Consider the following 24,657-nt stretch of genomic DNA (forward strand, 5'->3'; position numbering starts at 1 on the left):
CCCTGTTTTTCAACAAGGCTTTTGCATTTCAAGCAGCCGAATTACCAGCTCAGTGTCTGAGTGCCTGGACGGAAAATTGCTTCACCCATAGCATCTGGATTGGCATATTTCAGACCTTTCATTAAGTCACCTTCAACAACACCGTACTGCTCCATACACATTTTGCAGATATACACATCACCACCTTTGGCGATAATACTTTTCAGCATGTTCTGATGCTCTGCATATTTATGTTCAAAGCGGTTAGATGCCAACATTACGCCTTGATCGACCAAATAAATCGTCAGTGGATGACCTTTGCCAAATTGGTTATTGCTCATGCCAATTGCCATTTTGGTGCGGTGCGCATCACTGCTGGTAAGCAAGACAAAAAGTGGATCTTTTTTGCTCTCTGCCATTGCTGGAGATAGACTGGCAAAGGTCAGCAAAACCGATAAACATAACAACTGAATCAATTTCATGGCAGAACTCACACTCAATTTAAATCTGGTCAAAATATTAGCATAATAAATATACTATATTTAAATAATAAATTAAAACGATAGTCTGTATGCAATAAAGCCAAGCACTAAACTTTTTCAAAAATTAAAAATTGATCACTGTAAAATGACCCCAGCATCAACAATCACAATTCAATACGTCCAAAAAACAAAGCGCCACCGAAAACGGCAGCGCCAAGCATGTATTTAAGAGCAATCTTTTCTAGTAGAAATGAAGGGTTAAGCCGCTAAATTTTTCTTGAGTTCATCTTCTACAATACCAATTTCCAACTCACTGAAACGACGGATTTCCCCTTCTGCATGTTTTTCCAACATGCCGCCAATCAATGGCACTTTAACCTTAATTGTCCAGTTTAATTGAATATCAATTTTTTCATGGTTGCCTGTCACACTACGCTCGCCTTTAGCTTCTAAAGGCAAGTTTGCACCAAGCTCCACGGTAGAAGTAAGCGCCGTTAAATGGGTCACATCATTGCGTTTTAAACGAAATGCATCTTTTAATAATTTTTTAGCCATATCTGGAATATTCACATCTAAATTATAAGCACGGCGTAAAGTGTAAATATCACCGTTCTTTTTAGATTCTAAAATTTCCAAATTTTCACCAGGAATACGCTTGCAGACTGCTTCATGCAAAGCAACATCTGCCACTAAACGCTTAAATTCGTCAATTGAAACGCCATGAATGGTGGCGTTTACAGTAAATTGATGAGCCATTTGAGTTCCTTTTATTTTGTTTATTGATGGAGTAGGTCTAGCATCATCGTGCAATATAATTTGGCTGATGCTCAACGGGTATAAGCTGTTTTATATCCTAAATACAACTTTATTTTCAGGCTATTAAAATGTTTTTTCCGCCTGCTGTCATTGACTCTATTTTGTCTATTCTGTGTAAATGATGCCAAATTCAGCGGCATAGGTTTCATGGCTATAAATAGTTAAATAATGCCCATAAAATTCAATTTTGGCATAAAAATGTTCTGCGCCATCATCTAGTCCTGTGGAACACCATGTCGTCCCTTTGGGGAAATCATCTAACCACTGGGCTTGGTAAAAATCTGCAATCGAATCAAACTGTAAATAACGCTCAGGATACGCTAAAATATCCAATGCCAATAAATCAAATTGTTTAAGCTGCGCCTGTTTAAAATCAATTAAATTGCTCATCGCTACACGCCATCACACCGCAGAATGTGCCGCATGTTGTTGTCGGATTTTATGCCATTCACGCCAGCCCAAATAAGCAAGAACCACAAAACCTGCATATAACACAGCCGTTAACAGCAACTCTTTGTAAATAAACATGCCGATATACACCAGATCGACCACAATCCATAACACCCATGTAGCCAAGTATTTACGACTGGTCCAATAGGTTGCCAATAGACTCATAGCTGCCAGTTGTGCATCCAATAAAGGCAGTGAAGCCTGCGTCCACCACTTTAAACTTAGCCCAAACAGTAAACCCAGTATGCTACTCAGTGCAATTTGCAGCCACATTTTAGAGAGTGGCAAGCTTTGAATGATGATATGTTGTTTTTGCTGCTGTGCAGTTTTCCACTGGAAAAAACCATAAACAGCCATGCCCATAAATAGGGTTTGTAATACCGTTTCGCCATACAATTGATATTCAAAGAACAAATAGGCATACAGCAAACAGGCAATAAAATTCACCACCCAGCAAGCTATATGTCGCTTAATGGTTAAGGTCACGCCTAAAACACTAATCAACACAGCAATGATTTCTAAAACTGACATTGATGCTGCCTATGTAAAAGAAAAAGGCATGATACCTCTTTTCGGGAAAATAGCGCAAAACTCAACATTTAACCAAACACTTAACTGACAAGAAGATGCTGCAATTAATTTTCAAGAAACCTCTGTAAAATCATAAACAGAAAATCAGGCATGAAAATCAATCTGTTTGAAACTGCTCTGAATTATTGTATTTATGCTCTCGCCCAAAGCGGTCTACATGGGTAATAAAAACTCCGTATTTGCCGACAAAATATTCAAGGGATTGCTCGTAAAAACTCCAGTAAATTGACCACTCCCCCAAGTCTAACTGACGAATTTGCGTATGTGCTTTGGCAGGCATTTTATTCAGCACTTCTTGTTGAATAGTTTCGGCATCTTCAGGGTCACGACTAGATACTTTTAAGCTTAAAAATATTTCTGCGATATCATCAAATAATTGCTGTTCGTATTCGGCAACTTCTTCCACCACCTCTTCTACAGGGCGCGGTGCTTTGTGGGTAATCGGGTCTTGGACAATATTGGCAATATCTTGACAGCTTTGCTGAAAAGTACGATTAATTTTTATTTTGAACCAGACTTTCCAGACTGCATATACGGCAATCAACAACAAAATCCATAACAATAGTTTTGCCATCTTGGTCTTCGCTCTTATTTCAGGCGTTTCAATAAAGTATAACCATTTCAGGGCTTAGCGTCTATTCGCTGCTGCACGCTTCAACGCTTATGCTTTAACAGATGATTCCATCCATGCATCGCTAAAAAGTGCAATGCTCAATTACACAATGATACCGATTGCCTTAAAAATAGGACTTGTGCTGCAGTATAACGCAGTAAAACACAACAATTTTCTGCTATTTCTTTAAACACTTTTCGCTTCCAATAGAGCCTTGTTTTTATCTATCACCCTAAGCCTAGATGATTAGAGCTGCACAAATTCAAGATGTCGCCAATTTGGTTGCGGTATTACACGCCAGTATTCGCTCTTGTATTCAAGATCATCAACGCAATGAAGCCAAAATTCAGTCATGGCTAGAAAATAAAAGCTATGAAAATATTTTAATGCTGCTGCATTACAACAATTGTTGGGTCTATGTCTTACAGCATGTGGTGGTTGGCTTTATTATGATGAGTGATCGCGGGCAAATTTTACAACATGCCATTGCCCCCGAAGTACAACAACGCGGTATTGGTCAAGCCTTGTTATTTGAAGCAATAAGCGATTTAAAGCGCAAAAATGTATCGCACATGAGTGTATTTAGCACACAGACTGCTTTAAGTTTTTATGAAAAAAATGGCTTTGAAATACAACCTCAAAAAATTAGCTATGGGCACTTCACACCCATGCTCAAACATCTCAATGGCGAACCCTTAGAGCACACTTAAAAAACAAACTTTCCAATATAGTGAACGCACATAAAAAAACCGCTTTCAGGTGAAAGCGGTTTTTTGGGGATGTGGATTCGATTTTATAAACGAATCTAATTTTATAAGCGAACTAGGGCAATAATTTTTTCTGCCAGTTCTTCTGTAGCTGTCGCAGTCAACTCTGCATCTGCACCACTGTTTACATCACTAATGACCACAATGCCCGTTTCGCGGAGTAATGCAACCTGCGCAGCATCTAAACCTGCTTTGGCAATGGCAACAATACCCTGCTGAATCAGCAAGCTTTCAAGTGTTTGTGCCTGTTCAAGTGCTTGGCTTGGTACACATACCGCTGCAGGTTTTTGACCCAAACGTGCAGCACGGTCTTCGGTTGTTACAGGTGTACTGTGTGCAGTCCATTCTACGCAAGCTTCAACCATACCTGCGCCAATGGTCACGTTATTTAAACGATCAATGAAAATAAACGAACCCGTATAACGACTGTCTTGATAACGGTCAAATACCACAGGCGCATCAAATTCGATGGTGACATTGGCAATTGCATTCAGTTCAAGCTGTTCAACCTGCACCTGTTCCAAAGTATTCACATTGGTACGGTAATGAATGGCTGTGACTTTTGCAGGCACAGTTTGTGTACCCACTTTTAAGTTATACAGCTTGCCAATAGATAGTGGCTGATCAGCCATCCACACCACAGTGGCATTTACAGCACGTGAAATTTCAGGACGCACTTGATCTTCACGCACCAACACATTACCACGTGAAATATCAATTTCATCGTTCAGTGTTAGGGTAACTGCTTGACCTGCAATTGCATGTTCAAGATTGCCATCAAAAGTCACAATCTCTTTTACTGTCGAGCTTTTACCCGATGGCAATGCCACAATGCGGTCACCCACATGAATATCGCCCAAAGCAATCGTGCCGCAGAAACCACGGAAGTCAAGGTTTGGACGGTTGACATACTGCACAGGGAAACGGAAATCATTTTGAGCCGAGTTACGGTTAATTTCTACCGACTCCAATGTTCCCATTAAAGTATCGCCTGTGTACCAAGGGGTATGCTCAGACTTGTTCACCACGTTATCGCCATTTAAGGCAGAAATTGGCGTGAAAATAATATTCGATGGTTTACGATCACCCAGTTGATTCACAAAGTTCGCATATTCCGTCTGAATTTCGTTAAATCGTGCTTCTGAATAATCCACCAAATCCATTTTATTGATGGCAACCACAATATTGTTAATGCCCAATAAACTAGAAATAAAAGTATGACGACGGGTCTGAGTTTGTACGCCATAACGCGCATCAATCAAAATAATCGCCAAGTCACAAGTCGATGCACCTGTTGCCATGTTACGTGTATATTGCTCATGCCCAGGTGTATCGGCAATGATGAACTTACGCTTTTCAGTAGAAAAATAACGATAAGCCACATCAATGGTAATGCCCTGCTCACGCTCGGCTTGCAAACCATCGACCAATAAAGCTAAATCAGGTGCATCGCCCGTAGTGCCGACTTTTTTCGAGTCACGAGTCACGGCTTGTAATTGATCTTCATAAATCAATTTTGAGTCATACAACAAACGACCAATTAATGTCGATTTACCATCGTCTACGTTACCGCAAGTTAAAAATCGCAGTAGATCTTTGTTTTCGTGCTGTTTTAAATACGCCAAAATATCTTGGCTAATTAAATTCGATTGATGAGACATTGCTCAAAGCTCCACATATTTTTTAGAAATCGGTTTTTTAATCTTTAATCCCTCTAAATCTCCCTTTTATAAAGGGAGGCTTTGCTCCGCTTTTTATAAGTCCCTCTTTTATAAAGAGGGGTTTGGGGAGATTTTTCAGGAGAGATTAGAAGTAACCTTCTTGCTTTTTCTTTTCCATCGAGCCAGCTTCATCGTGGTCAATCATACGACCCTGACGCTCTGAACTGGTTGCCAATAGCATTTCCTGAATAATTTCAGGCAAGGTATTCGCTTCTGATTCGACTGCACCCGTAAGTGGATAACAACCTAAAGTACGGAAGCGTACCGATTTCATTTGTGGAACTTCACCTTCTAGCAACGGCATGCGTTCGTCATCGACCATAATTAAAGTGCCGCTACGCTCAACGACAGGACGTTCTGCAGCCAAATACAACGGTACTAATGGAATACTTTCGAGGTAAATGTATTGCCAAATATCCAATTCAGTCCAGTTAGACAATGGGAACACACGAATACTTTCGCCTTTATTGACCTTGCCATTATACAAATTCCACAATTCAGGACGCTGATTTTTCGGGTCCCAACGATGTTTTGCATCACGGAAAGAATAAACACGTTCTTTGGCACGTGATTTTTCCTCATCACGACGCGCGCCACCAAATGCCGCATCAAAACCGTATTTATCTAAAGCTTGTTTTAAGCCTTGGGTTTTCATGATGTCGGTATATTTAGAACTGCCATGATCGAATGGGTTAATGTTGGCATCTACCCCTTCTTTATTTTGATGAACAATCAAGTCAAAACCGTGCTGTTTTGCCATGTTGTCACGGAAAGTGATCATGTCTTTGAATTTCCAGCCTGTATCCACATGTAACAGTGGAAATGGCAGTTTCGCTGGATAGAATGCTTTTAAAGCCAAATGCAACATTACCGCTGAATCTTTACCAATCGAATACAACATGACTGGATTTTCAAACTCGGCTGCAACTTCACGGATAATATGAATACTCTCAGCTTCAAGCTGTTTAAGATGAGTAAGTCTTTCCTGATTTATTGACATTGATCACACCAGATGTACTTAAACTTGTGTACGAATAACACAGATAGAATTTGATTTTCATTATAGTGACTTAGTTATGCAGACTATTGCTTGTTTTATTATATTTATATGCAAAAAGCTCATATAAAAGAAAACCAATAAGCAGTATAAGTTTTATTTAATCAATAGTTTATTCCATCATATATTGAAATTTAACGTCATTCTCGCTACGTTTGATACATACAAATCGCGCTTACAAGCTGCTCATTTTTGAATAACTTCATAGATTATTCATCTAATTCAGTGCTTCAAGCATGAACAAAAAATGCTTAAAGTAAAAACATATTTTTTTATTTTTAAGATGCTCCCATGCCACAGATTGAACAGATCAAATCCAAACTTGAACAGGCGCAGCTGGCTGGTTTTTTATATCAGCACAGCCCTGAGCTACTCGTCCTACAAGAGCCTTTAAACGATGATGCTTCAATGCTGAATGTTTTTGTGCAACATGAACTCAGTGCAGATCAGATTGGGCTGCAATTTGGTTTGCGTTGCCGTGATCAACAACTCTCCTTTTTAATAGGCGTGACGCATAGCAATCAAGACCGCAGCTATGAAATTGGTGTGGGCAATTTAAAGGCCGAACAAAAAGCCTTTAACTTAATGTATGCATTTTATAATTATCCTAAAGGTTTTTATTTGGTAGATGTGCCTTTAAATGCAACCACGGCAGAACTGCATCAAGCGATTGAAACGCAATTATTTTCGCAAGAAAAACTGGATTTCTTAAACACTGCTATTAAAACCAACCCCATGGGTACACAAGTAACTTGGATGAAAGCGCATATTTTGCAGCAAGCTTTAGAGATGAAAGTACGGATTCAAACGGCGTTGTTATAAGCATCATCACTTTAAGTTTCTGCGGATTACGCAAGATGCACTTAAACCCCGCCAAAACTGGTTGATTGATTAAACTCGAAATTATCGTATACTGTACATATACACAATACACTTGGATACTAAGGCTTGATTAAGAGTTTTAAACATAAAGGTCTTCAGGCTTTTTTCCAAACTGGTTCAACAGCAGGTATTCAAGCAGCGCATTCTACAAAATTACATTTAATACTTGCAGCACTACATGCTGCATCTACGGTGAATGATTTGCGAACTCCACCCAATTGGCGTTTACATAAATTGAGTGGAAATCTACAAGATCAATGGTCACTAACAGTAAATGGTAATTGGCGTGTAATTTTTAAATTTGAAGATGGTGATGTCTACATTGTAGATTATTTGGATTATCACATAGCTTCTAGCGCAGGAGTACAAAGATGAATATGATGTTTAATGCACCTCATCCGGGCGAAATGTTGCGCGAATATATTGGTGAAACTTCTGTGACTGAAGTGGCTCAAGCACTTGGAGTGACACGTGCAAACCTATCTCGCATTTTGAATGGTCATACTGGAATTTCTGCAGATATGGCGATTCGTTTGAGTGAAGCCTTAGAAACCTCACCAGAGTTTTGGTTGAATTTACAAATGCAGCATGATTTATGGCTTGCCAGTCAACGCCAGCGACCTATGATCAAAAAATTGGTGGCAAGTGTTTAACTTTAAGTTACAACAAAAAAACAACCTGTATTTCTGCAGGTTGTTTTTTATGTCGTCAACGATGCGCTAAAACTTAGTTTTTATGACGCATGTGTGGGAATAAAATCACATCACGGATACTCGCAGCGTTGGCAAACAACATTACCAAACGGTCAATCCCGATGCCCTCACCTGCAGTTGGTGGTAAGCCGTATTCCAAAGCTTCAACAAAGTCTGCATCGTAATGCATCGCTTCATCATCGCCTGCGTCTTTTTCTGCAACCTGTGCTTGGAAACGCTCAGCTTGGTCAATCGGGTCATTTAATTCTGAGAAACCATTCGCCAATTCACGACCACCAATAAAGAACTCAAAACGGTCAGTAATGTGTGGGTTATCGTCATTACGACGTGCCAAAGGCGACGTTTCTGCAGGATATTCTGTAATGAAAGTCGGCTGACGTAATTGAGTTTCTACGGTTTCTTCAAACACGATGGTTTGTAGTTTGCCCAAACCAAAACCAGGCTTCACCTGTTCTTTCAATTCTTCCTGCACAAATTTAGCCAAGAAATCACGGTCATTAACATTTTCTGGCGTGAATTGTGGATTATGCTCAAGAATGGCATCAAACATAGAAATTTTCTTGAATGGGCCTTTGAAGCTATACACTTCATCGCCATACGGCACATCGGTAGTACCCAAAATATCCAAAGCCAGTTTTTCTAGCATTTGCTCAGTCAATGCCATCAAATCTTTATAGTCGGCATAAGCTTGGTAGAATTCGATCATGGTAAATTCAGGGTTATGACGTGTAGACACCCCTTCATTACGGAAGTTACGGTTAATTTCAAACACACGTTCAAAACCGCCAACCACTAAACGCTTTAAATATAATTCAGGCGCAATACGCAAGAATAACGGCATATCTAAAGCATTATGATGCGTTTCAAATGGACGTGCCGATGCACCGCCAGGAATCACATGCATCATTGGCGTTTCAACTTCCATAAAACGCTGTTCAGTTAAAAATGCACGAATACCCGAAACCACTTTGGCACGAATTTCAAAGGTTTTACGGGTGTCTTCATTTACGATTAAGTCTAAATAACGCTTACGATATTTCGCTTCGGTATCGCTTAAACCATGATATTTGTCTGGTAATGGACGTAAAGATTTGGTCAACAATTCAAAATGTTGAATATGAACATATAAATCGCCTTTGCCTGAACGACCAATATAGCCTTTCGCTGCGATAATATCGCCCAAATCTAGGCTCTTGATCGTCTCTAATGTTTCAGCACTAAGTTCTTTACGCGCCACATACAACTGAATACGACCTGTCATGTCTTGAATTACGATGAATGAACCGCGGTTCAACATCACACGACCTGCTACAGACACATACACTTTTTCGCCTGCTTCAATTTCTTCTTTAGAAACTTCTGCGAATTGTGCCTGCAAATCTTCTGCGTAGTTTTCACGCTTAAACGTATTTGGCCAAGGGCTAGTTCCCTTCGCCTGCGCTTGTTCTTGAATTTGCTTTAACTTGGCATGACGCTGCGCAATTAAATCGTTTTCGGAAATAGTGGGTTCAGAAGTCGATTGAGCGTTATGTTGCGTCATCTCTGCCTCGAATAATTACTAAAAAAGAAGTTCAATAGAATAGCAGATTTAGACACGATTTCGTATGCCTTCTCTGACTCGAGCAATTTATTTTTTAAATTGCCACTTGCTTTTGTGATTTTTTGTAGACTTAGACCAAAAGCTAACTTCTTTCTCAGGCTAAGCGCACTACAATATTGTTCAGAAAATAGATGAAAAAGACCGTATTTTGCTGTTTTTAAACCTGCTGATGTATCAGTCTAAATATTTTATTTTCTATCCACTTTATCTTTAGGCTCAGTTTGACTCAAGATGTTTAACTTTGTGAATCTGGCAATGAATACATGTGCTTTAAAAGTCTTGTTTTTACATGGATTAGATTCCTCGCGGGAGTCGACTAAATTCCATGCCATAGATGCAAAACAAAAATTTTGTATCAATGTCGATTATCGCAACTTAAATTATCAAACTGTTGCCGATTTTTATCACAATATCATTCAAAAAATTAAGCCTGAAATTTTGGTGGGACATAGTCTAGGCGGCTATTGGGCACTCAAAATGTCTTTGTCGCACCATATTCCGTGTGTGGTGGCAAATCCAAGTTTAGCTCCCACGTTTCGCAATGACTATCCTGCAATTTCAGATGATGACTTGCAGCACGATATTCCACAATTGGCTTATTTAGAATTGGGCGATGAAATTTTGGATATGCATGCCGCGCAAGCATTTTTAGAAAACTATATGCAGACCTCTACTTTTGAGTCTGGGCATCATCGCTTATTGCATCCAGAAAATATTAATTCTTGTATTCAGCAAATCGAACAAGCTTATCTTGCCAAATAAAGTCAAAGCTATCCATTAAAAATAATCAATTAAACATCACCCATTAAAAAAGCCTGATCACAACTATGGAGATCAGGCTTTTTTACAGCAGTTACAATAACTTAAAAGGATTAAGCCACTGCTTGTTCTGGTTTAGATTTATTGTCCAATACGGACCAAATATCTAAACCTAAATTTTTGTGTAAATCTGGTAAGTCTAGGAAAATGCTTGCACCTAAAACTTGATGATTACATTTTTCAGCCAATTGTTTCACTGCTTTTAAAGTGCCACCTGTCGCCAATACATCATCTACAATAATGACTTTTTGCGCTTGCACATCGGCAGCCATTTCTAAACGGTCTAAACCGTATTCTAAGCTATAACCCACACCCACAACTGGTGGTGGCAATTTACCTGCTTTACGCACAAGTACCAAACCTTTGCCTGTACGCTGTGCCAAAAGGCTCGCCAATACAAAACCACGTGCTTCTACTGCAATAAAGCTTTCAACTTCAGCTAATTTTTCTGCAGGAATGCTGGCAATTAAAGCATCTGTTAATGAATCCAAATTATTCATAAACAAAGGCGTTAAATCATAAAAATCTACGCCTGGTTTTGGAAAATGAGGAACTGTACGAATATGCGACCACAAAAAAGTAGACAAATTGCTCATGGAAGATCAGAAATGTGACTAAAGAATGGTTGAATTTTACCGTTTATTTTCACATAAGGCTAGTGATCGAATCGGCAAGACTGCCATCAATCACGCATCAAAACACTACAAGGTTTTGATTTATATAAACTTTAATATACTTAAAAATATTAATATATATTTATTCCATAATAAAATAGCAAAAATATAAGACTTTTACTGTACGACCAAGGTCTTAAATGGCTTTTAAACGCATAAAAACGTGATTTTTCCTGCAGCCATTCTCTCATTACAATGCCGTATCTATATCAAAAGAGGTCTTTTCTGCGCGGTTATGTCCCATGCAGCTATTCATTCTATAAAAGCACAGATTAAAATCGCTTATTTACTTTACTTTAGCCGTATAACTGCGTAAAAATTTAATCAAATAGATATATCATACAACTAGTCGTAGATAAGTTTTTTGCTGATCTGGAAATTTAAAGATCGGTTTATGGAGAATTGAATGAAAAAGTATCAATGCATCGTTTGTGGATGGATTTATGACGAAGCAGAAGGCTGGCCTCAAGATGGTATTGTGGCAGGTACATTATGGGAAGATATTCCTGATGACTGGACTTGCCCAGACTGCGGCGTTTCAAAAGCTGATTTTGAAATGATTGAAGTTTAAGACCACGAAAAGACCATGTCCGATGGTCTTTTTTTAACGCCAATTTCTATGCCCTCATTTGGAGTACACCTTATGCATCCTATCGTTATTATTGGTTCAGGCATGGCAGGTTATACTGTTGCACGCGAGTTTCGTAAGCTAAATGCAGAACAAGAGTTAGTCATGATTTGTGCAGATGATGCTGCCAATTATGCCAAACCAACTTTATCTAACGCATTGGCGGGCAATAAAGCCCCTGCTCAAATTGCATTGGGCGATGCAGCTAAAATGGCAAGCCAACTCAATATGCGTATTGAAACCCACACTTGGGTTAAAGCAATTGATGCAGAAGCGCATGTACTTGAATTAGAAAAAGAGGGTGTAAGCAGCCAACAATCTTATTCTAAATTGGTTTTGGCAGTGGGTGCGAATCCTGTACGTTTAGCCATTGCGGGCGATGGCAGTGATGACATTCATGTGGTAAATAATTTAAGTGATTACACCGCATTTCGCCAACAGCTTGAACAACGTCAAGACAAACGTGTGGTGATTTTAGGTGCAGGTTTAATTGGTTGTGAATTTGCCAATGACTTGCAGCAAACAGGACACCAAGTCACGGTGATTGACCTTGCACCACAACCACTAGGTCGTTTATTGCCGGATTATGTAGCCAGTGCTTTTAAACAAAACCTAGAAGAAACGGGTATCCATTTTGTATTGGGTACAACCGTTGAAAAAGTTTCGAAAATTAAAAATGACGACTATTTAGTGACCATTACCAGTGGTCAGTCTTTAATTGCCGATGTGGTACTGTCTGCCATTGGTTTACAACCAAACATTGCTTTGGCTAAAACAGCAGGCATCGAAACCAGTCGTGGGGTCTTAACCAATGCGCAACTTGAAACCAGCCAAGCTGATATCTATGCAGTAGGTGACTGTGCGGAAGTGAATGGTATTTTATTGCCGTATGTGATGCCAATCATGCAGCAAGCACGTGCCTTAGCCAAAACCTTAAATGGTGAAACTACTCAGGTACACTACCCTGCCATGCCTGTTGCAGTGAAAACACCTGCTGCACCACTGACCGTTTTACCTGCGCCACTAGGGGTAGATGTCAACTGGCATACCGAAGAATTTGACGATGGCATGATTGCCAGAGCCTATGACCAAACCGATACCTTACGTGGCTTTGTCCTATTAGGCGCAACAGCGGCCAAACAACGCTTGAGTTTGACCAAATTAGTGCCAGACTTATTGCCTGTATCGGAATAAAATAAAAACAATAAAGGGCGATTGATTTCGCCCTTGCCTGACATGAGGATCACAACATGAATAGTGCACTTCAGTTCACCACATCGCCCTATACGGCATTTATGCACGAAACCAAAGTCGATTTAGGCAACGGAATTCAGCTGCATGTCGAAGTGGGCGGCAAAACTGAAGATCCACCTATTTTGCTGATTATGGGTTTAGGCGCACAAATGTTGTACTGGCCCGATTTCTTTTGTAAATCACTGATTGATCAGGGCTATCGTGTCATTCGCTATGACAACCGCGATATTGGTTTGTCATCCAAAATTCGCCACAAAGGTCCACGTCTGAACACCTATAAAATGATGGGGCGTTTTAGCTTAGGTCTGCAAAACCACGGTGCGCCTTATAACTTATTTGATATGGCGGATGATGCTGCATTGCTATTAGAGCGCTTAGGCATTGAAAAGACCGAAGTGATTGGTGCTTCTATGGGCGGCATGATTGCCCAAATTTTGGCTGCCAAATATGCAGATCGCGTGAATAATTTAGGCTTATTATTTACCAGTAATAACCAGCCTTTTTTACCACCACCATTTCCGAAACAACTGTTCAGTTTGCTAGAAAGACCAAAATCGCAAGATGAAAATGGCATTGTTGATCATAGTTTAAAACTCTTTAAGGTGATAGGCTCACCAGGCTATGTGAATCAACTCGAAGCGATGCAAACTGCACGCAAATTATATCAGCGAAGTTATTACCCTGCGGGTGTACTTCAACAGTTTTTAGCAATATTATGTACAGGCTCGTTGCTACAACTGGACAAACAAATTCAGCAACCTACCCTTGTGGTACATGGTTCGCAAGATCGTTTGCTCCCACCAGGGCATGGTAAGGCTGTTGCGAAAGCGATTCCGGGCGCTAAGTTTGAATTAATCAAAGGAATGGGGCATGATATTCCTCCACACTTTATTCCTCATCTTAGCGAACTGTTTGCTCACCACTTTAGATCATAATCATTAGGACACTATGGCTGCATTACCATCTTTAAGACAGCTGTCATACCTCGTTACACTGTCTGAAACGTTACATTTTACAGAAGCGGCTCGCCGTTCTTTTGTAACTCAGTCGACTTTGTCTGGCGGGATCATGGAACTGGAGCGCCTGCTTGGCGGCGTACTGGTAGAACGTGATCGACAGAATGTACGTTTAACCCCATTGGGTGAACAAGTCGTAGCACGCGCCCGTGTTCTGTTAGCAGATGCACAGGACTTAATGCGTTTAAGCCGTGAAATGAGTGAGCCTCTCACAGGTGATTTACACTTAGGCGTGATTCCAACCATTGCCCCATTTATTTTGGCGCAACTGTTAGATGAAGTGCATAAGCAGCTACCTAAAATTCAATTGCATTTACACGAAGCGCAAAGTGAAAAAATTGTCGAAAAACTGGAACACGGCAATTTAGATATGGTGGTGTTAGCCCTGCCATTCGATACGCGTGGTTTGAAAGTGGCTGAAATTTCTAAAGAAGATTTGTTCTTGGTTTATCACAAGGGCGATCAAAAATCGGCGCAGGCCAATTCTTTAGATGATTTGGATTTATCGCGTTTAATGCTGCTTGAAGAAGGTCATTGCTTACGTGATCACACTTTAAGTGCTTGCCCGATTGGTGAACGCAAAAACGATCATCGTTTAAAAGCCAGCTCTTTGCCGACCTTGGTTGAAATGGTGTCTGCAAATTTAGGCTTTACCCTATTGCCTGAAATTGCAATTCATAATGCCATGATCAAATCGAATCCAGATTTACAGATCAAAAGTATTGAGGCTGCACCAAGCCGTACTTTGGCTTTAGTGACGCGTAAAAGCACGCCATTACAAAGTGAATTTGACGTTTTGCTACAAATTTTACAAAAGATCACTCAAACTACAGTATAAAAATGCTGTTGTAATCAAGGAGCCAATCTGGCTCCTTTTTTATTTTTCGTTCAAAAATGTGTATTGTTTTTGCAGTTCAGGATGATTTAAGTGCCTTATAAATATGAACAAGTTTTTAAAATGTGAGATTCATCACAAATTCAACAATTCACTCTTACCACTGAACGAAAGAACAGGATCGAGTTACATTACTCACATTTTCAACACATTTCAAAAAAACATATTCAGCAACAATTACTTATATTTACCCTTTTTATATAAAAATCACTATATTTAAGGATATTCAGTTACAGCAATATCACGCACAATCTATTTATCAAAATTATTTATAGAACAGCACAGGAGTATTTGTCATGATTCACAGAGATCTCATTTTACCTGTGCCTGTTCTGCTGATTGATGATCAGGTAGAAGCATCACAAAATTTAAGCCACATTTTACAAAATTTTGGCTACCCTAAAGAGGTTCTACTTTGCAGCCCATCGCTCGCAAATGCAGTGCTGATGGTGCAGCAACATTTGCCTAATTTGGTATTTATCAATTTACAGTCTTGGTCAAAAGCTCAAATTGATTTTATCCAAAATCTCAAACTTTTCCGTAAAGATACCTTAATTGTGGCGGTGCTGCCTTCAAGTATGCCAAAACAATTGCTACAAGCTATTCATTTAGGCATTTCAGCCTATGTCTTTAGCGACCAATCTGCAACAGGCATGCAAAACCAGATTCGCACCATTTTACGTGGCGGCTCACCGCTAGACGGCAACTTAGCCAATGAAATCTTAGCCTGCGAACAATCCATTGTCGCACATGGTCATTCTTTGGCACTCTCTAAAACTGAACATGAAATATTGGCGCTTTCAGGACAAGGTTTACCTTCACAACAAGTTGCTGCCAACCTGAATGCTTCAGAACAACTGGTGCATGGTTATGTGAAAAGTATTTATCGCAAAATTATGAATGCGGATGATGCGATGTGCTGTTTTTCTTAAATTATTGATCAATAAATATCAATCAAAAATATAAGTCTTAAATAAATATTAGAAACAAAAAAAGAGCGATGTCTGGCATCGCTCTTTTTACCTGTTATAAATGTTTGAAACTAAACAATACTATCGGTCAGGATACGCTGCGCATTGTGTGGTTCTTCACCCTCAGCTGCTTTTACACGCACCCAAGTTCCATCACCCTGCAACAGCCACGCCTGTTGATTGTCTTGCATGTAGGTCAATAAACCTTGCTCATAAATACGCTTTTTCAAAGCTGGATCTTCAATTGGGAAACACGCTTCAACGCGGTTAAATAAGTTACGATCCATCCAGTCAGCACTTGAACAATAAATACGTGGATTGCCATTATTAGAGAAATAATAGACACGGGTATGTTCAAGGAAACGTCCGACAATCGAACGCACACGGATATTTTCCGATAAGCCCGGCAAACCTGGGCGCAAGCAGCAAATTGAACGGATGATGAGATCAATTTGCACACCCGCCTGAGACGCCTCGTACAATTTATTGATCAATTGCATTTCAGTCAGTGCATTCACTTTCACAATAATTTGTGCGGGCTTACCTGCTTTAGCATTGGCAATTTCTTCATCAATATAATTCACCAACTGTGCGTGCAGGGTAAATGGTGCATGCAACAACTTTTTCAGTTTTGCCATTTTACCCATGCCTGTTAGCTCTTGGAAAATACGATGCACATCTTCACACAGCTCTTTGTCTGTGGTCAGTAAACCATAGTCGGTATAAATACGCGCATTGCCTGCGTGGTAGTTACCTGTGCCTAAATGTACATAACGCACCAATTTATTATTTTCACGGCGCACCACCAAAATCATTTTGGCGTGGGTTTTATACCCCACAATACCGTACACAACCACAGCGCCCGCTTCTTGCAACACGTTAGCCACAGCAATGTTAGATTCTTCATCAAAACGTGCACGCAGTTCAATCACCGCAGTCACTTCTTTACCGTTTCGTGCAGCCTCTGCAAGCACTTGTACAATTTCAGAATCTGCGCCACTACGATATAAAGTTTGTTTGATTGCCAAGACTTGTGGATCACGTGCAGCTTCACGCAGCAAGTTAATCACGGGTGCAAAAGATTCAAACGGATGGTGTAATAAAATGTCTTGCTTTTGCATCGCTGAAAAAATATTTTCAGACTTTTTTAACACCTTTGGAATGGCGGGTGTATGTGAATCATAACGTAAATGTGGACGTTTAAAATTAGACAATAAACGCGCCAAGTTCACTGGGCCATCTACTTTATAAAGTTGCTCTTTTTCAAGATCAAACTCATCTAACAAATAATCATAAATGGCTTTCGGGCAGTTTTGCGTTACTTCTAAACGTACCGCACGACCAAAACGGCGTGAGTTTAATTCGCCTTTTAGGGCTTTAGCCAAGTCTTCAACATCTTCATTTAAGGCCAAATCTGCATTACGGGTCACGCGGAATTGATAGCATCCTGTCGCAGTCATGCCTGGGAATAAGTCAGACACATGCTCATGAATAATTGCTGAAAGCATGACGTGGTGCTCTTTACCGCCTGTAAGTTCATCGGGTAAACGCACTACACGTGGTAATGAACGAGGAGCAGGAACAACCGCCAAATCAATTTGACGACCAAAAGCATCTTTCCCTTCCAAAGTCACAATAAAGTTCAGGCTTTTATTGACCAAACGTGGGAATGGATGTGCAGGGTCTAGGCTAATTGGGGTTAATACAGGGGCAACTTGCTCTTGGAAATATTTTTTCACCCATGCCGATTGTGTAGGGGTTAATTCACCACGACGTAAGAAACAAATGTCTTCTTCACGTAATTTTGGCAAAATTTCCTGATTTAAAATACGGTACTGGCGTTCAATAGCAGCATGTGCTGTTTTAGAAATTTGATCTAACACTTGTTTAGGTGTTAAACCATCTGGGCTTCGGCTTTCATTGCCCAAGTCCAATTGTTCCATCATGCCCGCAACACGAATTTCAAAAAACTCATCCAAGTTACGTGAAAAAATCAGCAGGAAGTTCATGCGTTCCAACAAAGGATGCAACGGATCGACAGCTTGCTCAAGCACGCGCAAATGGAAATCTAAAATAGACAGTTCGCGGTTAATGTAGCGATCATTATATGTATATTCTGTTTGCGCAGGAGTCGCGCCTGTTGCCGTATTCATACCCACCTATGCTTTTTTAAAATGTTTGGCACTGCTACAAGTATGCTTCAATTTTGTGACATTTTCATAAAAAAAGCCTAAAAAATTAGGCTTTGTGGATATTTTCACATTTTATAGTTTGTTTTCGCTCAATTTAGGGAATTTCCGCATAACGCATATAGCGCTGCACCATCTGTTTACGGGCTTTTAATGCCCCCGCATTACGATGTTCCTGAAAATATTTTGGATTGGTTAAAATCGCAGCCAAGAAAATTGCTTGATCACGGCTTAAACTTTTTGCACTTTTGCCAAAATAATGCTGTGCCGCAGCTTCGGCACCATAAATATTATCGCCAAATTCTACCGAGTTGAGATAGACCTCTAAAATACGCTGCTTTGACCACATGCGTTCCATCATCCATGTCGCCACAACTTCTTGCCCTTTACGCAAAAAAGATCGCTTATTGTATAAAAACAAATTCTTGGCGAGCTGCTGAGAAATTGTGGAACCACCTGCAACAACCTTGCCTTCATCTTTGTTCCGTTCCAGCGCAGTTTGAATACCTTCCCAGTCAAAGCCATGATGTTGCATAAATTTGCCATCTTCGGCAGTCACCACAGCTCGCTTTAAATTATCACTGAGTTGGTCATAGTCGCGCCATTGATGTTGTATAGGCTTACTCGGTTCAGCCCAATAATCCAAACGCATCATCATGGTCGATTGCACAGGCTGCGTACGCCACCACACCAAGCTGCTAAAAATCCATAATTGAACCAAAAGCACCACACTGACAAGAATTAACAAAGTTCGTATAAAAAAAGCTTTCATCTTGGTGCATGGCTCCTGAAGCGTTATTTTTTCGTGTTAAGCTTAGATTGATCACTACGACACAATATTCAAATATATGTCCCAACATCCCCCAAACCTGCGCAACAATAAAGTTGAAATTCACCTGTGGTGGATTACCGCAGCCCTGATTGCAATAAACGTGGCTTTGTTTGCATGGCAAGTGCTCAACGGCATGAACATTAGCAATCCTAGCCCGCAAGATGCAATACGCTGGGGTGCTGATTATGCACCTTTAACCTTTTTGGCGGAACCCATTCGCCTGTTCAGCAGCATGTTTTTTCATTTCGGTTTAGTACATTTAATGTTAAATATGTGGGCATTGTATATTTTTGGCAGCGTCAGTGAACAGTTGTTTGGGCGTGTCTATTTTATAGTGTTATATGTTTGCGCAGGTTTGATGGGTAGCCTGCTTAGTGGCTATGTCAGCATTCAAGACAGCTATACCCTGCTCGAACAAGGTGTCGCTAATCCAAAGCTGTTACCTAGCGTGGGTGCAGGTGCATCGGGTGCAGTGATGGGACTTGGAGCTGCACTGACGGTATTGGCGTTATTGCCCCAATTACCTCGCCAAAAATTTCTGTTGGATGGCAAGACTTTGGTGATGGTGATGGCACTGAACTTAGGTATGGGCTTTATGATCAGTGGCATTAATAATGCTGCACATATTGGCGGCATGCTCATGGGCGCAGCCATGACACTCATTTGGTACCTTGGACAACGCAGCAAACACAGTAACTTAGTGAACAGTTTTGCGATGCTCCTTGCACCATTGGGTTGTGCTGCATTTTACTGGTATTGCCATAAACTGCTTGCTCCAATTCAACCCCTTTGGCAAGAACTGCTTAGCATGATGCAACGCAGTCTGGGTTGAACAATCAACCTTTACAGCAAGTAAAACAACATCAACTAGAGATGAATCAGGACTGATTCATCTCCCTTAAACTTTGCAGTGGCGGAATATCGCATAAATAACTTAAACGATAACGTCCAATCAAGGCACACAGCACGGTCATAAATACAGGCAAAATCAGCCAGATTTCCCAATGTGGTTGCAGCATTAAATCCATGCGGTAACTGGCAACAGCACTAATGACTTCGGCAAATAAACACGCCACTATTCCCGCTATAAAGCCCATAAAACCGATTTCCAGACTCAACATACGTTTGAGTTTTTGTTTAGAACTACCAAAAGAACGCAGTAATGCGACTTCGCGTTTGCGCTCATCCATCAGCAAGTTTAAACACGCGATTAATACCAACAGCCCAGACACACTCACCAAAATGGCTAAAATGGTGATGATCTGCACCAACACATTCACAATGCGTTTAATTTCATCCAAAATTAGGCTGACATCAATAAACACTGTGTTGGCAAATTGCTGAATCAATTGAATTAGTTTCGGTTTATCTGCTTCAGGCACATAGAAACTGCCCAAATAACTGCCTGCATTTTCATCCATAGTGTGCGGTGAAAAAATAAAGAAAAAATTTGGACTAAAGCTTTCCCACTCCACCGTACGCAGATTAATCACTTCGGCTTCAAGTATGCCTTCAGGCAAACTAAAACTGAGTCGATCACCAATTTGAATGCCCAACTCGGCAGCCGTATCTGCTTCTACTGACACTTGTCCCACTGCACTGAAATTGGCTTGCCCATTTACAATGATATTATCGGCAGGATAACGGTCAGACTGTGTCAGGTTGAGTTCGCGTCTTAACGTATTGCTTTGCTGAATTAAGGCGTCGGCAAAAGGTTGATCATTTTTGGCGACCAAACGCCCGCGTATATTTGGATAAAGTGGCGTGCTGTGCCACTGCTGCTGCGTTAATTGTTGTTGAAACTCAGGCATATCAAACGGTGGCAAGCCGTAAACAAACTGATTGGGTGTTCCTTCGGGCAATTGCTGCTGCCAACGATCTAGCAGGTCGGTACGCAACACTGCAAGTACCGTAATTAAACTTAATCCTAAAGCCAATGCAGTAATTTGAAATGCCGTGACAGCAGGCGCACGAATATACGCTGCGAGTCTGCCTTTAGAATGACGCAATAATTTTAATAAACTCCACACCACTCCATACAGCAATACGCACAGCGCAATAATCGCACCAATCACCCATGTACTAAGCACTAAACTTTCGGTCAAGACCACACAAAATACGATTAGACTTAGCGTCCCTGTAAGCAACATCCACCACCAAGCGCGCATGCTTTTGTCTTGTTGGCGAATCACGCGAATCGGTGCGGTATTCAGCAATTGCAATAAATTAGGCAGCACAAAACCCAACAACACCACAGCACTGGTGAGCATGGCGATTGGCAATGGCCCAAGCAACATTGCCATGGCTGAAAATTGAATTTCCAGGTGCGGAATCAGTTGCAGCATGATTTGCAACAAAGCATAGCCCAACGTCACGCCCAAAATACTGCCAATGCCCATAGCGATAATTAAGACCAAAGCAAGCAAAGCCAAATAAGCGGCTAAAATTTGTCGTTTACTTGCACCAATACAACGTAATAAGGCGATATGATCCTGATTTTGTTGCACATAGCGCTGACTGGTCAAACCAATCGCAATCCCACACAATAAAATGGTCAGGATGTTAGCCAACTGTAAAAAGGTATCTAAATTGGCAATGGGGCGCATTAAGCGAGTATTGCCTTCACTGGCATTGCGTAGTCTTAAACTACTTTGTTCTTCAAAGTTTTGTTCAGGGCTGGCCGTTTGCTGTGCCTGTGCAGGCTGTTGTGTATGTGTTTTAAAGTACTGCTCAAAATTTTGTGTATCTTTGGCGCTGCCTGCCAACAACAAACGGTAATCTATGCGGCTACCCACTTGAATCGCGTGGGTACGTGCCACATCGGCCTGTGAAATAATTACTGTCGGCGAAAAACCTGAAAAACCGAGTTCCTGATTGGAGTCATGTTCAATTTTGGCAGTTACGGTAAATGCTGCATCGGCAATATTTACTGTTTCACCCAGTTTAACGTGAAGTAAATCCATAGCACGTTGGCTTAGCCAAATTTCGCCAGACTGAATCTTGTCCGCTGCAGGACTGACCCGTAATTCACCGCGTAACGGAAAATTGTGCTCAATCGCTTTGACATTCACCATCACAAATTGTGCTTGAGTATGTGCCATCGAACTAAATACAGTCACATGCGACTGTTGTAACTGATGTGCAGTCGCCTGATCCTGCCAGTCTTGCGCAATGGGCTCATTGTCACTCAGGACTAAATCACCCGCCAACATTTCTGCCGCTTGCAACGCTACCGCATTTTGAATTTGTTCATTGCTAAACTTTAAGGCCGTGGTCGCACTAATCGCTAAAGTCAGCGCAATAATCAGTAAATATACACCACTGCTTTTAAAACTCTGCTTTAACAGCGGATGAAATAATGCGTTCATTTCATCCTCCTGTTATGGCAGCAGTTGGCTTAGCTGCAAATTGCTCAACCAATTGCCCATCAATTAAGGCATAGTGACGCTGACATTGTGCCGCCAGTTTCGGGTCATGCGTGACCAACACCAAAGTTGTGCCCAACTCGCGGTTCAACTCAAATAGCAATTGCTCAATTTCAGTTGCAGTTTCACCATCCAAATTTCCTGTCGGCTCATCGGCAAAAATAATTTTAGGTTCACGAATTAAAGCACGTGCAATGGCGACACGTTGTTGCTCGCCTCCCGAAAGCACTTTCGGCGTTTGCTGTGCTTGTCGTTCTAAACCCACACGTTTCAGCAAGTTGAGGGCTTTTTGTTCTGCCTCTGCATATTTAAATTTTTCCTGCAAACGTAGTGGCAACATCACATTTTCCAGTGCCGTCAAATGCGGCAATAACTGAAATGACTGGAACACAAAACCAATATGCTTTAAACGAACTTCTGCACGTTGTTCTTCGTTTAATTCTGCAATTGACTCACCACATACCACCAATTTTCCACTGCTGGCCTGATCTAATGTTGCCAAAATACCCAATAAGGTCGATTTTCCTGAACCCGAACGACCTGTAATGGCCACTTGTTCACCTTCCTGAATATCGAAGTTTAAATTCTCAAAAATGGTCAATTGTTTTTGTGCAAGTTGTATCTTTTGTGTCAAATTTTGGGCAGAAATAATCGTTTGTGGCATGATATTAGATTCTTTAGTGTTTTGAGTCATACGTTTCCCATTATGCAAAATCGCAATCTAACTAGTCGTGTCTTCCCGCGTGTGTTGCTGCTCGGACTATGTTTCAGCCCATTCGTGGTATCTGCAAAAACCATTATGATTGTAGGTGACAGCTTAAGTGCAGGTTACGGCATACAACCACAACAAGGTTGGGTTCACTTATTGCAAAAACGTTTAGAACAACAGTATCCGAAACAGCATAAAGTGGTCAATGCAAGTGTCAGTGGCGAAACCACCAGTGGTGCTTTGGCGCGTCTGCCTAAATTGCTGCAGACCCATCGTCCAGACGTTGTAGTCATTGAGTTAGGCGGAAATGATGGCTTGCGTGGACAACCGCCACAAATGATTCAAAAAAATTTAGCGAACTTAATTCAGCATAGCCAAAAAGCCAAAGCGAAAGTGGTGATTTTTGGGATGAAAATGCCGCCAAATTACGGCTCGGCGTATAGCAAAGCATTTGAAAATAACTATAAAGTGGTGAGTCAGCAATATAAAGTCAAATTACTGCCATTTTTTATGGAAGGTATAGCGGGCAATAAGCAATTGATGCAAAAAGATTTAATTCATCCAAATGCCAAAGCTCAGCCTATTTTGCTAAATAATGCTTATCCATATATCAAAGGCGCTTTATAAAGCGCCTTTGAGGAAAATCTAATTGCTGTGCGGTTCGGATTAAAAATCAAAAAAAACCACTTCACCTGTTTCCAGTGAATATTCTGCACCGACTACTTTCAACTGACCTTGTTCAATCAGGTTTTCTAAAACTGCTGAACCATGACGCAATTGATTTACCGATGCAAATACATTGGAACGTACTGCATGCTTAGACAATTTCGCCAAATCATTTTTCAGTTCAGTCTGCATTAAGGTTTCAACTGAAGGGCGAACACGGTTCACAATCGACATTAAATTTGCCGATGGTGGACAGTCTGGGCACATTAAAGTATCAATTGTCGCTTGAATTGCACCACAGTGACTGTGTCCTAAGACAACAACCACAGCACAGTCATAACGCTCTGCCGCAAATTCAACACTACCTACCTGTGATGGCGCAACCACGTTGCCCGCAACACGAATTACAAAAAGATCACCCAATCCTTGGTCAAATACCATTTCTGCAGGAACACGTGAATCTGAACATCCTAAAATAATGGCAAATGGATTTTGGTCTTCTGCCATTTCTGCACGCTGTTGGTGCGACAATTGCTTCGGATGTCTGGTATCACCAGAAACAAAACGTTGGTTTCCTTGTTTAAGACGTTCTAAAGCTTCTTGAGCTGTTAGCATTCTTGATTTACCACCGATCTTTGAAGTTGCGATATTCTAAAGCCAGTTTTTATGAATGTCACTTGCAAAAAAATATGCAGCTGCGCTTTTCTTTATTCATTTTTGTTATAAATTTTTTCACTTTTTATTGAGATAGGTCACATTTTCTACCAATTTCAAAGCTTTGATCAAAAAAGCAAGGGATGACTTTCATTTTTAAACGCCTACAATAGACAGAATACACTTGTGCAATTAGACCTAAGAGCTAGTGCCTATCATTATTGGAGCCTGTTTTGGGTTCGTCAGGGGAAGAC

General features: G+C 40.7%; 26 protein-coding genes. 12 read left to right on the forward strand and 14 right to left on the reverse strand.

All coding sequences use genetic code 11. The features are described from left to right. Window positions 1-41 precede the first annotated feature (41 nt). From F947_RS02980 to F947_RS03000, 5 genes are all read right to left on the reverse strand, one after another. The gene (locus F947_RS02980; protein WP_004971976.1) at window positions 42-461 is read right to left on the reverse strand and encodes a DsrE family protein; all 420 of its coding nucleotides are present in this window, start codon (window positions 459-461) and stop codon (window positions 42-44) included. 258 nt (window positions 462-719) lie between these two features. After that, on the reverse strand, window positions 720-1,217 hold the full coding sequence (locus tag F947_RS02985) for a DUF2505 family protein (RefSeq protein WP_004971978.1): 498 nt from the start codon (window positions 1,215-1,217) through the stop codon (window positions 720-722). A gap of 165 nt (window positions 1,218-1,382) precedes the next feature. Then, on the reverse strand, window positions 1,383-1,667 hold the full coding sequence (locus tag F947_RS02990) for a hypothetical protein (protein WP_004971980.1): 285 nt from the start codon (window positions 1,665-1,667) through the stop codon (window positions 1,383-1,385). A 12-nt stretch (window positions 1,668-1,679) separates the two neighbouring features. Then, window positions 1,680-2,258: a nicotinamide riboside transporter PnuC gene (pnuC, locus tag F947_RS02995; RefSeq protein ID WP_004971981.1), complete on the reverse strand. Its 579-nt coding sequence runs from the start codon at window positions 2,256-2,258 to the stop codon at window positions 1,680-1,682. A 157-nt stretch (window positions 2,259-2,415) separates the two neighbouring features. Next, on the reverse strand, window positions 2,416-2,892 hold the full coding sequence (locus F947_RS03000) for a hypothetical protein (protein ID WP_004971983.1): 477 nt from the start codon (window positions 2,890-2,892) through the stop codon (window positions 2,416-2,418). A gap of 281 nt (window positions 2,893-3,173) precedes the next feature. Here F947_RS03000 and F947_RS03005 point away from each other — a divergent pair, with 281 nt between their 5' ends. After that, on the forward strand, window positions 3,174-3,641 hold the full coding sequence (locus F947_RS03005) for a GNAT family N-acetyltransferase (protein WP_004971985.1): 468 nt from the start codon (window positions 3,174-3,176) through the stop codon (window positions 3,639-3,641). A 101-nt stretch (window positions 3,642-3,742) separates the two neighbouring features. Here the strand turns inward: F947_RS03005 and cysN are convergent, their stop codons facing one another. Both cysN and cysD read right to left on the reverse strand, forming a co-directional pair. Then, on the reverse strand, window positions 3,743-5,359 hold the full coding sequence (gene cysN, locus F947_RS03010; protein ID WP_004971986.1) for a sulfate adenylyltransferase subunit CysN: 1,617 nt from the start codon (window positions 5,357-5,359) through the stop codon (window positions 3,743-3,745). 145 nt (window positions 5,360-5,504) lie between these two features. Continuing rightward, complete coding sequence (gene cysD / locus F947_RS03015; protein ID WP_026438300.1) at window positions 5,505-6,413, reverse strand: sulfate adenylyltransferase subunit CysD; 909 nt, start codon at window positions 6,411-6,413, stop codon at window positions 5,505-5,507. Window positions 6,414-6,767: 354 nt separating this feature from the next. Here cysD and F947_RS03020 point away from each other — a divergent pair, with 354 nt between their 5' ends. From F947_RS03020 to F947_RS03030, 3 genes are all read left to right on the forward strand, one after another. Beyond that, window positions 6,768-7,298 (forward strand): hypothetical protein, encoded by a 531-nt coding sequence (locus F947_RS03020; RefSeq protein WP_004971990.1) that lies wholly within the window; start codon window positions 6,768-6,770, stop codon window positions 7,296-7,298. A gap of 126 nt (window positions 7,299-7,424) precedes the next feature. Beyond that, window positions 7,425-7,733 (forward strand): type II toxin-antitoxin system RelE/ParE family toxin, encoded by a 309-nt coding sequence (locus F947_RS03025; protein WP_004971992.1) that lies wholly within the window; start codon window positions 7,425-7,427, stop codon window positions 7,731-7,733. Beyond that, window positions 7,730-8,011 (forward strand): HigA family addiction module antitoxin, encoded by a 282-nt coding sequence (locus tag F947_RS03030; protein WP_004971994.1) that lies wholly within the window; start codon window positions 7,730-7,732, stop codon window positions 8,009-8,011. The genes F947_RS03025 and F947_RS03030 overlap by 4 nt, the downstream gene beginning before the upstream one ends. A 73-nt stretch (window positions 8,012-8,084) precedes the next feature. On the opposite strand, the gene lysS is transcribed toward F947_RS03030, so the two are convergent. Beyond that, complete coding sequence (gene lysS, locus F947_RS03035) at window positions 8,085-9,611, reverse strand: lysine--tRNA ligase (protein ID WP_004971996.1); 1,527 nt, start codon at window positions 9,609-9,611, stop codon at window positions 8,085-8,087. Between the two features lie 315 nt (window positions 9,612-9,926). On the opposite strand from lysS, the gene F947_RS03040 reads away from it, so the two are divergent. Then, on the forward strand, window positions 9,927-10,433 hold the full coding sequence (locus F947_RS03040; protein WP_026438299.1) for a YqiA/YcfP family alpha/beta fold hydrolase: 507 nt from the start codon (window positions 9,927-9,929) through the stop codon (window positions 10,431-10,433). Window positions 10,434-10,543: 110 nt separating this feature from the next. On the opposite strand, the gene F947_RS03045 is transcribed toward F947_RS03040, so the two are convergent. Beyond that, entirely contained in the window at window positions 10,544-11,086 is a 543-nt protein-coding gene (locus F947_RS03045) for an adenine phosphoribosyltransferase (protein ID WP_004972003.1), read from the reverse strand. A 484-nt stretch (window positions 11,087-11,570) separates the two neighbouring features. Between F947_RS03045 and rubA the strand changes: the two genes are divergently transcribed. From rubA to F947_RS03070, 5 genes are all read left to right on the forward strand, one after another. Next, the gene (rubA, locus tag F947_RS03050; protein ID WP_004972007.1) at window positions 11,571-11,735 is read left to right on the forward strand and encodes a rubredoxin RubA; all 165 of its coding nucleotides are present in this window, start codon (window positions 11,571-11,573) and stop codon (window positions 11,733-11,735) included. A gap of 72 nt (window positions 11,736-11,807) precedes the next feature. Beyond that, window positions 11,808-12,986: an FAD-dependent oxidoreductase gene (locus F947_RS03055; RefSeq protein ID WP_004972008.1), complete on the forward strand. Its 1,179-nt coding sequence runs from the start codon at window positions 11,808-11,810 to the stop codon at window positions 12,984-12,986. Between the two features lie 56 nt (window positions 12,987-13,042). Beyond that, window positions 13,043-13,981 carry an alpha/beta fold hydrolase gene (locus F947_RS03060; RefSeq protein ID WP_004972010.1) on the forward strand — a complete coding sequence of 313 codons (939 nt, stop codon included), beginning with the start codon at window positions 13,043-13,045 and terminating at the stop codon, window positions 13,979-13,981. 13 nt (window positions 13,982-13,994) lie between these two features. After that, complete coding sequence (oxyR, locus tag F947_RS03065) at window positions 13,995-14,900, forward strand: LysR family transcriptional regulator OxyR (RefSeq protein ID WP_004972012.1); 906 nt, start codon at window positions 13,995-13,997, stop codon at window positions 14,898-14,900. A 353-nt stretch (window positions 14,901-15,253) separates the two neighbouring features. Further along, the gene (locus F947_RS03070) at window positions 15,254-15,889 is read left to right on the forward strand and encodes a LuxR C-terminal-related transcriptional regulator (protein ID WP_004972014.1); all 636 of its coding nucleotides are present in this window, start codon (window positions 15,254-15,256) and stop codon (window positions 15,887-15,889) included. Window positions 15,890-15,999: 110 nt separating this feature from the next. Here the strand turns inward: F947_RS03070 and ppk1 are convergent, their stop codons facing one another. Together ppk1 and mtgA are read right to left on the reverse strand one after the other, a co-directional pair. After that, window positions 16,000-18,081, reverse strand: a complete 2,082-nt coding sequence (gene ppk1, locus F947_RS03075) for a polyphosphate kinase 1 (RefSeq protein ID WP_004972016.1) — start codon at window positions 18,079-18,081, stop codon at window positions 16,000-16,002. A 133-nt stretch (window positions 18,082-18,214) separates the two neighbouring features. Further along, window positions 18,215-18,889 carry a monofunctional biosynthetic peptidoglycan transglycosylase gene (gene mtgA / locus F947_RS03080; RefSeq protein ID WP_004972019.1) on the reverse strand — a complete coding sequence of 225 codons (675 nt, stop codon included), beginning with the start codon at window positions 18,887-18,889 and terminating at the stop codon, window positions 18,215-18,217. A 76-nt stretch (window positions 18,890-18,965) separates the two neighbouring features. Here mtgA and F947_RS03085 point away from each other — a divergent pair, with 76 nt between their 5' ends. After that, window positions 18,966-19,781: a rhomboid family intramembrane serine protease gene (locus F947_RS03085; RefSeq protein ID WP_004972022.1), complete on the forward strand. Its 816-nt coding sequence runs from the start codon at window positions 18,966-18,968 to the stop codon at window positions 19,779-19,781. Window positions 19,782-19,827: 46 nt separating this feature from the next. On the opposite strand, the gene F947_RS03090 is transcribed toward F947_RS03085, so the two are convergent. Both F947_RS03090 and F947_RS03095 read right to left on the reverse strand, forming a co-directional pair. Next, entirely contained in the window at window positions 19,828-22,317 is a 2,490-nt protein-coding gene (locus tag F947_RS03090; RefSeq protein ID WP_004972024.1) for an ABC transporter permease, read from the reverse strand. A 1-nt stretch (window position 22,318) separates the two neighbouring features. Continuing rightward, window positions 22,319-23,068, reverse strand: coding sequence for an ABC transporter ATP-binding protein (locus F947_RS03095; RefSeq protein WP_004972026.1), 750 nt, complete (start codon window positions 23,066-23,068; stop codon window positions 22,319-22,321). 12 nt (window positions 23,069-23,080) lie between these two features. Between F947_RS03095 and F947_RS03100 the strand changes: the two genes are divergently transcribed. Next, window positions 23,081-23,710: an arylesterase gene (locus F947_RS03100; protein WP_004972029.1), complete on the forward strand. Its 630-nt coding sequence runs from the start codon at window positions 23,081-23,083 to the stop codon at window positions 23,708-23,710. A 39-nt stretch (window positions 23,711-23,749) separates the two neighbouring features. Here F947_RS03100 and F947_RS03105 read toward each other — a convergent pair whose 3' ends face one another. Further along, window positions 23,750-24,364 (reverse strand): carbonic anhydrase, encoded by a 615-nt coding sequence (locus F947_RS03105; protein ID WP_004972031.1) that lies wholly within the window; start codon window positions 24,362-24,364, stop codon window positions 23,750-23,752. Between the last annotated feature and the right edge of the window lie 293 nt (window positions 24,365-24,657).

It is taken from the genome of Acinetobacter towneri DSM 14962 = CIP 107472, assembly GCF_000368785.1.
GTDB classification, from domain to species: domain Bacteria; phylum Pseudomonadota; class Gammaproteobacteria; order Pseudomonadales; family Moraxellaceae; genus Acinetobacter; species Acinetobacter towneri.